At 67.0% G+C, this 9,055-nt stretch carries 8 protein-coding genes; 3 read left to right on the top strand and 5 right to left on the bottom strand.

All coding sequences use genetic code 11. The features are described 5' to 3' along the window. The coding region (locus B4C31_RS08040) for a sigma-70 factor domain-containing protein (protein WP_291532039.1) at positions 1-777 on the bottom strand (777 nt) is incomplete at its 3' end. 148 nt (positions 778-925) lie between these two features. Further along, positions 926-1,555 (bottom strand): DUF4192 domain-containing protein, encoded by a 630-nt coding sequence (locus tag B4C31_RS08035; protein WP_291532038.1) that lies wholly within the window; start codon positions 1,553-1,555, stop codon positions 926-928. A gap of 189 nt (positions 1,556-1,744) precedes the next feature. Here B4C31_RS08035 and B4C31_RS08030 point away from each other — a divergent pair, with 189 nt between their 5' ends. Together B4C31_RS08030 and B4C31_RS08025 are read left to right on the top strand one after the other, a co-directional pair. Next, positions 1,745-2,848, top strand: coding sequence for a polyprenyl synthetase family protein (locus tag B4C31_RS08030; protein WP_193531073.1), 1,104 nt, complete (start codon positions 1,745-1,747; stop codon positions 2,846-2,848). Positions 2,849-2,894: 46 nt separating this feature from the next. Further along, positions 2,895-5,171: a protein kinase domain-containing protein gene (locus B4C31_RS08025; RefSeq protein ID WP_291532037.1), complete on the top strand. Its 2,277-nt coding sequence runs from the start codon at positions 2,895-2,897 to the stop codon at positions 5,169-5,171. 9 nt (positions 5,172-5,180) lie between these two features. Here the strand turns inward: B4C31_RS08025 and B4C31_RS08020 are convergent, their stop codons facing one another. After that, positions 5,181-5,894: a lysophospholipid acyltransferase family protein gene (locus B4C31_RS08020; RefSeq protein WP_278801301.1), complete on the bottom strand. Its 714-nt coding sequence runs from the start codon at positions 5,892-5,894 to the stop codon at positions 5,181-5,183. Positions 5,895-5,960: 66 nt separating this feature from the next. Between B4C31_RS08020 and B4C31_RS08015 the strand changes: the two genes are divergently transcribed. Next, positions 5,961-6,518, top strand: a complete 558-nt coding sequence (locus tag B4C31_RS08015) for a hypothetical protein (protein WP_291532036.1) — start codon at positions 5,961-5,963, stop codon at positions 6,516-6,518. Between the two features lie 89 nt (positions 6,519-6,607). Here B4C31_RS08015 and trpD read toward each other — a convergent pair whose 3' ends face one another. Next, positions 6,608-7,660: an anthranilate phosphoribosyltransferase gene (trpD, locus tag B4C31_RS08010; protein WP_291532035.1), complete on the bottom strand. Its 1,053-nt coding sequence runs from the start codon at positions 7,658-7,660 to the stop codon at positions 6,608-6,610. A 180-nt stretch (positions 7,661-7,840) separates the two neighbouring features. Further along, positions 7,841-9,055: SEC-C metal-binding domain-containing protein (locus B4C31_RS08005; protein ID WP_291532034.1), on the bottom strand; the 1,215-nt coding region annotated here is incomplete at its 5' end.

Genomic DNA, 9,055 nt, shown 5'->3' with positions numbered 1-9,055 from the left:
ATCCAGGAACAGCATGCCGCGGCCGGTGTAGCGCTTGGCCAGCGAAACGACGAGTCGCAGGTTGGCCTCCAGCAGGTGGTCCTTGGCCTTCTTGCCGTCATTGGCGGCCCACTTGAGCTCGCGGCGGCGCTTGAAGTCCAGCTGGTCGCCCTCGGTGTCCAGCAGATGCTGCGCGTACAGACCCGCCTCGATGCGCTCGGACAGGTCCACCTCCTGCTCGGCGTTCAGCAGGCTGACACGGCCGATCTGCTTCAGGTAGTCCTTGACCGGATCGGCGGTGGCGCCGGCGGCGACCACACGGCGCTTCGGGTTGCCGGACGGGGCCAGGTTGTCATCGTCGTCGTCATCGCGGACCACGAACGCGCCCTTCTCCTTGGGCTCCTCGGGCTTGTTCGGGTGCTCGTCCTCGTCCTCTTCGGGCTCCGGCTCGGATTCCTCGTCCAGGTCGTCGTCGTCATCCTGCACCGCATCGGGATCCTCAAGATCCTCGTCGATGTGCTCCAGGTCGTCGTCCACGACCTCGGAGTCCTCATCGTCCAGCATCTCCTCGTCCTTGCCCAGATCCTCGGCGGGTTCCGGCGCACTGCTCTTCTTGGCCGTGGTCTTGCGCGACGACTTCTCGACTTTGGCCGCGGAGGCCTTACCGGAACCAGCCGCGGCCTTGGCGGTGGTCTTCTTCGAAGCGCTCTTGCGCGCGGTGGCGGTCTTCGCCGTCGACGAGGCCTTGGCAGTCCGTTCGTCCTGCTCCGGCTCGGTCGTCGTTTTCTTCGTGGCCAAACTCATCCTCCTGCAGGTTCCTGCCCGAAGCGCTATAGCATACAGGCGCACTTCTGGCAAGGGCAAATCGTCAACTATTGGAGTTAACCATCCGCCAAGGACGATTATTCCCGTTCCGCCACAGTTCAATCAGAACCGTCCGGCCGCATCAGCGCAACCATACCGGGTATATGCCCCGCCGCATCGCGCCGAGCACGATCGCCGCCAGCGAACACCGCTCATCGATGGCCAGCGCCTCCAGCGCGTATTCCACCGCCTCATCCTTCCCCAGCCACCACAGCACGTAGGCCATGATGGTCAGCGGCTGCACCCGATAGCGTTCCGGCACGATGCCGGCCATATCCTTGAGCGCGCCGACGGCGGCACGGCACCGCGCCTCATCCAATCCCCCATGCTCGTCCGTGAACGCGGCGGTCAGCAGCCGCCCCATGCGCGCGCAGACCTCCGGCGCATGCGGCCGCGACGCGAAATCCATCAGCACGGCCTTCCTGGCACCGTCCGCCCCGCCCGCAATCGACACGATCAGGGCGTCGCGGACGGCCAGCGTCTGATCCATCCCCACCGCCAGCGCCAGCATCGAGGTCCGTGCCAGCGGCTTGCCCTCGTGCAGCATGGCCAGCCAGTCGTCGAACGGTTCATCGACCCACGCGGCGTCGGCCACGTGCGGCCCGCGTTCCCGCCTGTCCTCGCGCAGCTGCGTCCCCAACCGTCGCACCGTGTCCGCGATGCGGTCGCGCCGCGCATCGGCACGATCCGCACAGTGTTGCTCCGTCGTCATGGTCACCCCCGTCATCGTCGCCGCCGTTGCCCCACGCACCGGCTACGCCATATGGCGCGTCTCCAGTATCGATGATGCGGATGTGTCCCCGCCACCTGGACGGTCCGATGTGGTCGAAGGCTCGGCGAATGTGGTCGAACGCTACGCATCCGGTTGTCTTGTCTGACTGCTGCGGATACCCTCATAGGTATGAGCACGACCGCAACGCTGGATACCGTCGAAACCCGCATCGCCGACCTGGTAAGCACCTTTGTCCGTCTACCCCAGGGCGTCCGGCTCGACGAGTCCTGTGAACCCATCCTGCAGGCGACGACGCATCAGGCGGTGACCTCCAGCGAAGGCGGCAAACGGCTGCGCGCACTACTGGCGCTGGACGCCTACCGCGCGCTGGGAGGGGACGCCGGGCGGGAGCGCCGGGATGCGATGCTCGACCTGTCCTGCGCGATCGAGGTGTTCCAGACCGCCGCGCTGGTGCACGACGACATCATCGACGACGCCGATCTGCGGCGCGGCAAACCGGCCGCGCACAAGGCGCTGGCCGGACCGGACCACGATGCGGCGCTGGGCGTGGGGCTCGGCATCATGCTGGGCGATCTGCTGGCGACCGCCAGCGTGGACATCGCCAACGACGCCGCGCACCGTCTGCCGAGCGCCGACGCCATCAACCGCGCGTTCCTCACGATGCATCGCGAGGTGGAGATCGGGCAGGTGCTCGATCTGGCCGCCGTGCACTGCCCGATGGCCGACCCGGCACGGCTCGCGCGCACCTCGTTGGATGTGTTCCGCTGGAAGACGGCCAGCTACACCACCATCGCACCATTGGAACTGGCGATGCTCGCCGCCGGGTATCCGCCGGAGCAGGCCCGGTCGTGCGCGCTGGCCGTGGGCGAACCGTTGGGGTTGGCGTTCCAGCTGACCGACGACCTGATCGACGTCATCGGTTCGAGCTCCGCCACCGGCAAGCCGGTGGGCGGCGACATCCGCGAGGGCAAGCGCACCGTGCTGCTCGCCGATGCGCTGGCCGGGGCGACCGACGAACAGCGCGGCGAACTCATCGCCGTCTTCGAGGCCGATGCCCGCACCGAGGCGCAGACCGCCCGCGTCATCGACCTGTTCCATCACACCGGTGCCATCGAACGTTCGCGGCGGCGCATCGAGGAGCTGTGGCGACGCAGCCTGGACGCCATCGCGCATATGCCGGCGGACGATGACGCGCGCCGCACCCTGACCGCGGCTTGTGCCCGTTTCGTGCCATCCGTGCATTACACGCCCCGTGAGCCCGGCAGCATGTAGACTTTTAACCAGACCGTTCCCAACACCAAGGATTGCTTGCACCGCCATGACTGAAGCCGCGAATGTCCCCGATGGACTTGTGATCGAGGGACGATACCGTATTGTCCGCCGCATCGCCGAAGGCGGCATGGCCACGGTCTACCAGGCCACGGACGAGCGGCTGGATCGCACGGTGGCCATCAAGATCATGCATACCCAGCTGGCGCAGGGCCCCCACCGCGAGCAGTTCGTCGAACGGTTCCGGCGCGAGGCCAAGTCCGCCGCGGCCATCGCCAACCCCCACATCGTGCAGGTGTACGACACCGGCGAGTACAACGGGCTGGACTATCTGGTCATGGAGTACGTCCACGGCGTGAACCTGCGTCATGAGATGAACACGCAGCGCACCTTCACGGTGCGCGAGACGCTGCGCATCCTGTCCGAGACGTTGGACGGCCTGTCCGCCGCGCACCGCATCGGCGTGGTGCACCGCGACATCAAGCCGGAGAACATCCTGCTCAACGACCGCGGCCGCGTGCAGATCACCGACTTCGGACTGGCCAAGGCCGCCTCGCAGGCCACGCTGTCCACCACCAACATGCTGCTCGGCACGGCCGCCTACCTGGCGCCGGAGATGATCGAGCACAACCAGGCCACGCCGCAGGGCGACCTGTACTCGGTCGGCATCACCGCCTGGGAGATGCTCGCCGGTTTCGTGCCGTTCCAGTCCGACAACCCGGTCACACTCGTGTTCAAGCATGTGCATGAGGACGTGCCCTCGGTGGCGGAACCCTGCCCGGGCATCGACCCGTCGATTGCGGCGTTCATCGCCCATCTGACGGCCAGGGCCGTGGACGCGCGCCCGGCGGACGCATCCGAGGCGATGCGGGAGCTGCGCGAGCTGACCGCGCACCTGCCCATGACCGCATGGCAGTACCGCAAGCCGACCGAGGTCCCAGCGCCCGCGGCGACCACCGCCCTGCCGCCGCTGCCGCCTGTCGCCGCCGATCCGCTGACGTCCGCGCCTGCGGACGCCTCAGCGCATGCCGACACCCCTGTGGCCGCAGACGCGCCTTCGGCCGTCACCGCAGCCATCCAGGCACAGCAGACGACCGCGATGCCGCAGCCACCCGCCGCGCCTGCCGACGGCACCGCCACCGCAGCCTTCGCCCCCGACGCCACGCAGGCCATCGCCCAGCCGGATGCCGTTCACGCCACGTCCGCCGGCATCGCCTCCACGCAGGTCATCGGCGCCGTCGATGCGCCGGAGGCAACGCCGGATGCGGCCCCCGCCGCGGACGAACAGCCGAAGGCCCACACATCACGCCGCAGGACCGCCGTCATCGTCACCGTCGTCGTGCTGCTCATTGCCGCCATCGGTGGCGGCGGCTTCGCCTGGTGGTATTTCCGCGGCCCCGGCAGCTATTGGACGCTCCCCCAGCCGAACGACATCACCTGCACGGAGGGACGGGACTGCCCCATCACCGACGCCGATTGGGATGATTACCGCAGCGCACTCACCGTTGCGGACATTCCGTACACCACCACCGAGGACTTCAGCGATACGGTGGCCGAGGGTGACATCATCTCGGTCCATCTGACGGCCGACCGCTCAGCCAGGCCGCTGAACGTGGGCGACCATGTCAGCAGGCGGGACGGCAGCCAGATCACCGTCACGGTATCCAAGGGCGTCCGTCAGGCCACGATCCCCGAGGACATCCTCGACCCGGATTCCGCCAACGCCAAGGATCCGTTGCAGGCGCTGAAGGATGCTGGATTCGACAACGTGGTTCATGACGAGGACAACGACCAGTACTCGGAGACGCTGGCGGCGGGCGTGGCGCTGACCATCAGCCCCGACCCGGGCACCACGCTGGATCATAACGCCGAGGTGACCGTGACCCTGTCCAAGGGGCCCGCGCCGGTTCAGATGCCCACCGTGGAGGGGCTGACGCGCGACCAGATGAACGAGGCCCTCACCGAGCTGAAGCTGACGGCGAACGTGACCGAGGAGTTCAGTGACTCGGTGCCCTCCGGTCAGGTCATCTCCGCCTCCGTGGAGCCCGGTGCCGAACTGCACTGGGGCGACAGGGTGGATGTGGTCGTTTCCAAGGGTCCCGAGACCGCGGCCGTGCCCTCGGGCCTGGTCGGCAAGCAGGAGAGCGAGGTGACCAAGACCCTGCAGGGCCTGGGGTTCAAGGTGGAGACCAACCGCATCCTCGGCGGCCTGTTCGGTACGGTGCGTGACGTGCAGTACAACGGCGAATCCATCAGCGATGGCGCCAACGTGCGGCTGCGTGACGCGGATGGCAACGCCTCCGTCATCACGCTCACCGTCGTGTGAAGAAGTGGCCTACTTCGACGCGGCCTGCGCGGCTTGTGCGGCGGCCTGCTCCTTCAGGCGCTTCTTGACCGTCTGCGCGTATTCGTCCACGTATTCCTGACCGCTCATGGACTGGATGGCGCGGGTGACCTGATCGGTCAGCGCGCGCAGGTCGTCATGGGTGACGTCCTCAGCGTCCTTGCGCTCCACGGGGATCGGCGCGCCATAGATCACCTGCGTCTTGCCCTTCTTCGGCACCACGGTGCCGACCGGCTGCAACGTGTCCGAACCGATGATGGCCACCGGAACGATCGGGCATCCGGTTTCCAGCGCCAGCTTGGCCACGCCGGTATGTCCCTTGTACAGGCGGCCGTCGGGGCTGCGCGTGCCCTCGATGTGGATGCCGAACAGATGGCCGTCCTCCAGGATCTCCCGCGCATGGTTCAGCGCGCCGAGCGACTTGGAGCCGCCGGAACGGTCGACCGGGAACACGCCGACGGAGGTGAACCACCACTTCTTGAACCTGCCCTTGATGCCCTTGCCCTCGAAGTATTCGGCCTTGCCCATGAAGTGGATCATGCGCGGGCAGGTGATCGGCAGCAGCGCGTCGTCGATGACGGCCAGATGGTTCGCGGCGATGATGGCGCCGCCGTGCTTGGGGATGTTCTGCAGACCCTTGACCGTGGGGCCGAGGCGGCGACGGGCGATCCAACCGAACCCTTTGACGAAGAACCAGTACAGCATCGTGGATTTCCTCCTCGTGAACTCCGTGGGCGCGGCATGGCGTCACACTTGGTTAGAGTGGTGTCTATGACTGAGCACAACAATAGCAACGCGGACGGCGAGCGTCCAAACCCCACGCCGAACAACGGCGATCCGGGGTCCGCCGACTTCGACGCCGCGTGGGCGCAGTTCGCCGCCGAGCACGCCGAAGACCTCAATGACGTGGAGCGTTCGCGCAACGCCAAGCGGTTCGAGAAGCACGCGCAGCGCAAGGAGAAGGAGGCGCTGCTCTCGGTCGATGATCTGGACCCGGACGCCTTCGCCGGCGGCGCCGGCCGCGGCCCCCGCGATTTCACCGGCTCCAGCTGGCTGGACACCGACGACGTGATGGACCGCTACGGCGATCCGTTCACCCCGCCGAACCCCGATCTGGGGCCGGTGAACAAGTCCAAGCTCGTGTTCTGGATCCTGCTGGTCGTGGGCGTCATCGGCGTCATCGGCTCGGTGTTCCTACCTTCGATGGCGGCCGTGCTGGGCACGGTCTTCGGCACCTGTGCACTGATCGGCGCGGCCGGCCTGATCGTGCGGCACAAGGGCCATAACGAGACCAAAACCGACTACTTCGACGACGGGGCACGGGTATAGTGGTTCGCACTACCTTGGCGGCTCAATCATGGACCGGCGGATTTCCGCCAGTCGGAAATTGAACCCCGAGGTAGTGCGAACCACCGGTCTCAGGCCTTCGACCTGGCGACCTCGATCCAGCGGTGCAGCAGGTCGTTCGCGGCACCGGAATCGACGGCGGCCTCGGCCATCGCATAGGCATCGCGGAAGCGCTGCGCCAATGCGGCGTCCGGATCGGGCAGCCGGTGGGCGTCGGCTACGATGGCCGAGGCCGCGTTCAGCAGGGCCGTCGAGCGGAACGGCACCGGCCTGCCGGCCAGGAAGTCCAGCATCGCCTGCGCGTTGATGGCGGGTTCTCCGCCGCGCAGGTCGTCCAACGTCACCGGATCAAGCCCCAGCTCCGCCGTCGGGTCGAACTCGGTCTCATGCACCTTGCCGTCGCGGATCTCCCAGACGCTCACCGGTCCGGTCGGCGCCAGCTCGTCCAGTCCCTCATGCGAGGTGTAGACCATGCCGGTCTGCCCGCGCGAGGCATACACCTCGGCCATCATCGGGCTGACGGCCCGGTTGGCGCAGCCGATGGCCACATGGTTCGGGTTGGCCGGATTCGTCAGCGGACCCAGCACGTTGAACACGCAGGGCACGCCCAGGGCGGAACGCACCGGGCCGACGAACCGCATGGCCGGGTGGAACACCTTGGCGAACGCAAACGTGATGCCCACTTCGTCGCCGATCTCGGCCACGGCCTGCGGGCTCAGATCCAGCGGCAGTTCCAACGCCTCCAAGCAGTCCGCGGCACCGCATTTGGACGATGCGGCGCGGTTGCCGTGCTTGACGATCTTCACGCCGGCGGCCGCGGCCACCACCGAACCCATCGTGGACAGGTTCACAGTCGCGGCACCGTCACCGCCGGTGCCGACCATATCGGTCGTCTCCCCGGAGACGGCCAGCGGCACGGCGTGCGAGACCATCGCGTCCGCGGCGCCGCGCACCTCCTCGGCGGTCAGCCCCAGCAGCTGCTGCGCGGCGAGGACGGCACCCACCGCCGCAGGATTGGCGTTGCCCTTCATCAGATCGTCCACGAACCACCACGCCTCCCCCGCGCTCAGGTGATTGCCGGCAACCAGCTTGGTGAGGATCGATTTCCATGTGATCTCAGCCATCATGCCCTCCTTGAAGCACGCTCGTGATGGTGTAGTGACGCGGCTCATTGTATCGAGGGCATGTTGTCGGACGGACGCGATGTCCGCATCACGGATGGTCTGCACGCATGCCGAGGCGCCAAACGAAGGCGCCCGCCGGATGCTCTCCGGCGGGCGCCTCTCATTCGTCAGTGCGAACCACTACTCGTTCTGGCCGTGGCACATCTTGTACTTACGGTTCGAACCGCACGGGCACTGCGCGTTCTTCGGCGTGCCCGGGAACGTGCGGCCATCGGACCACGGGGTGTGCAGCTCCTCACTCTTGGGGCGCTTGGAGGCCGGCACCTTGCCTTCGGCGTGGCTGATCGGCGCGGGGCCCACGATCACCGGGTTGCCGTCCGCGTCACGGGTCACCTGATCCTCGGACGCCTTCTCCTCGGCCAGCTCGTCGATGGTCTCGGCTTCGGCCTCGTCATCGGTCTCCGGCTCGGCCGGGCCGGTGGCCACGGTCTGGTCCTCGGCGGCATCGGCGGACTCGGTATCGATGCCCATCTGCGCCTCGGCGGCGTCCACGGCGGCATCCTCGTCCTGCTCAGACTGCAGATCCTGGGTCATGGCTACGCGGTCGATGTCCACATGGAACAGCAGCTGGATGCTCTCCTCCTTGATGGCCTCGATCATCGAGTTGTACATCTGGTAGCCCTCGCGCTGGTATTCGACCAGCGGATCGCGCTGGCCCATGCCACGCAGGCCGATGCCGTCCTTGAGGTAGTCCATCTCGTACAGGTGCTCGCGCCACTTGCGGTCGAGCACGGCGAGTACCACGCGGCGCTCCAGCTGGCGCAGGCCCTCCTCGCCGAGCTTGTCCTCAATCGCGCCGTACTGATCCTTAGCATCGGCCACGAGCACGTCGCGCACGGCGTCGACGGCCTTCTCACCCTTGAGCTTGCCGGCGGCCTCACGGGCGTCGTCCTCGCTCACGGACACCGGGTAGATGGTGTTCAGCGCCTTGAACAGGCCCTCCCAATCCCAGTCAGCGGGCTTGTCCGAACCCTTGTTGGCGCCGCGCACGTAGCTGCCGATGGTATCGGCGGTGAAGCGCTCGATATCCTCATGGATATCCTCGCCCTTGAGCACGGCCTGACGCTCCGCGTAGATGACGCTGCGCTGCTTGTTCATCACATCGTCATACTTGAGCACGTTCTTACGGATCTCGAAGTTGCGCGACTCGACGGACTTCTGCGCGGTGCGCACGCCCTTGGACACGCTCTTGGACTCGATCGGCTCGCCCTCGGGCAGGCCCTTGGCCATCACACGCGCCACAAGCTGCGTGTTGAACAGACGCATGAGGTCGTCCTCAAGGCTCAGGTAGAAACGGGACTCGCCCGGGTCTCCCTGACGGCCGGAACGGCCGCG

This window comes from Bifidobacterium sp. UBA4282 (assembly GCF_002394995.1).
Taxonomy (GTDB): domain Bacteria; phylum Actinomycetota; class Actinomycetes; order Actinomycetales; family Bifidobacteriaceae; genus Bifidobacterium; species Bifidobacterium pullorum_B.
Note: the sequence above shows the minus strand (reverse complement) of the source record. Positions and strands in the feature narration are given on the sequence as shown.

What these genes read in the sequence shown, in the direction of transcription:
- B4C31_RS08025 (WP_291532037.1), top strand. Translation starts at nt 2,895, where the DNA reads ATGACTGAAGCCGCGAATGTCCCCGATGGACTTGTGATCGAGGGACGA.
- B4C31_RS08015 (WP_291532036.1), top strand. Translation starts at nt 5,961, where the DNA reads ATGACTGAGCACAACAATAGCAACGCGGACGGCGAGCGTCCAAACCCC.
- B4C31_RS08035 (WP_291532038.1), bottom strand. Translation starts at nt 1,555, where the DNA reads ATGACGACGGAGCAACACTGTGCGGATCGTGCCGATGCGCGGCGCGAC.
- B4C31_RS08020 (WP_278801301.1), bottom strand. Translation starts at nt 5,894, where the DNA reads ATGCTGTACTGGTTCTTCGTCAAAGGGTTCGGTTGGATCGCCCGTCGC.
- B4C31_RS08030 (WP_193531073.1), top strand. Translation starts at nt 1,745, where the DNA reads ATGAGCACGACCGCAACGCTGGATACCGTCGAAACCCGCATCGCCGAC.
- trpD (WP_291532035.1), bottom strand. Translation starts at nt 7,660, where the DNA reads ATGGCTGAGATCACATGGAAATCGATCCTCACCAAGCTGGTTGCCGGC.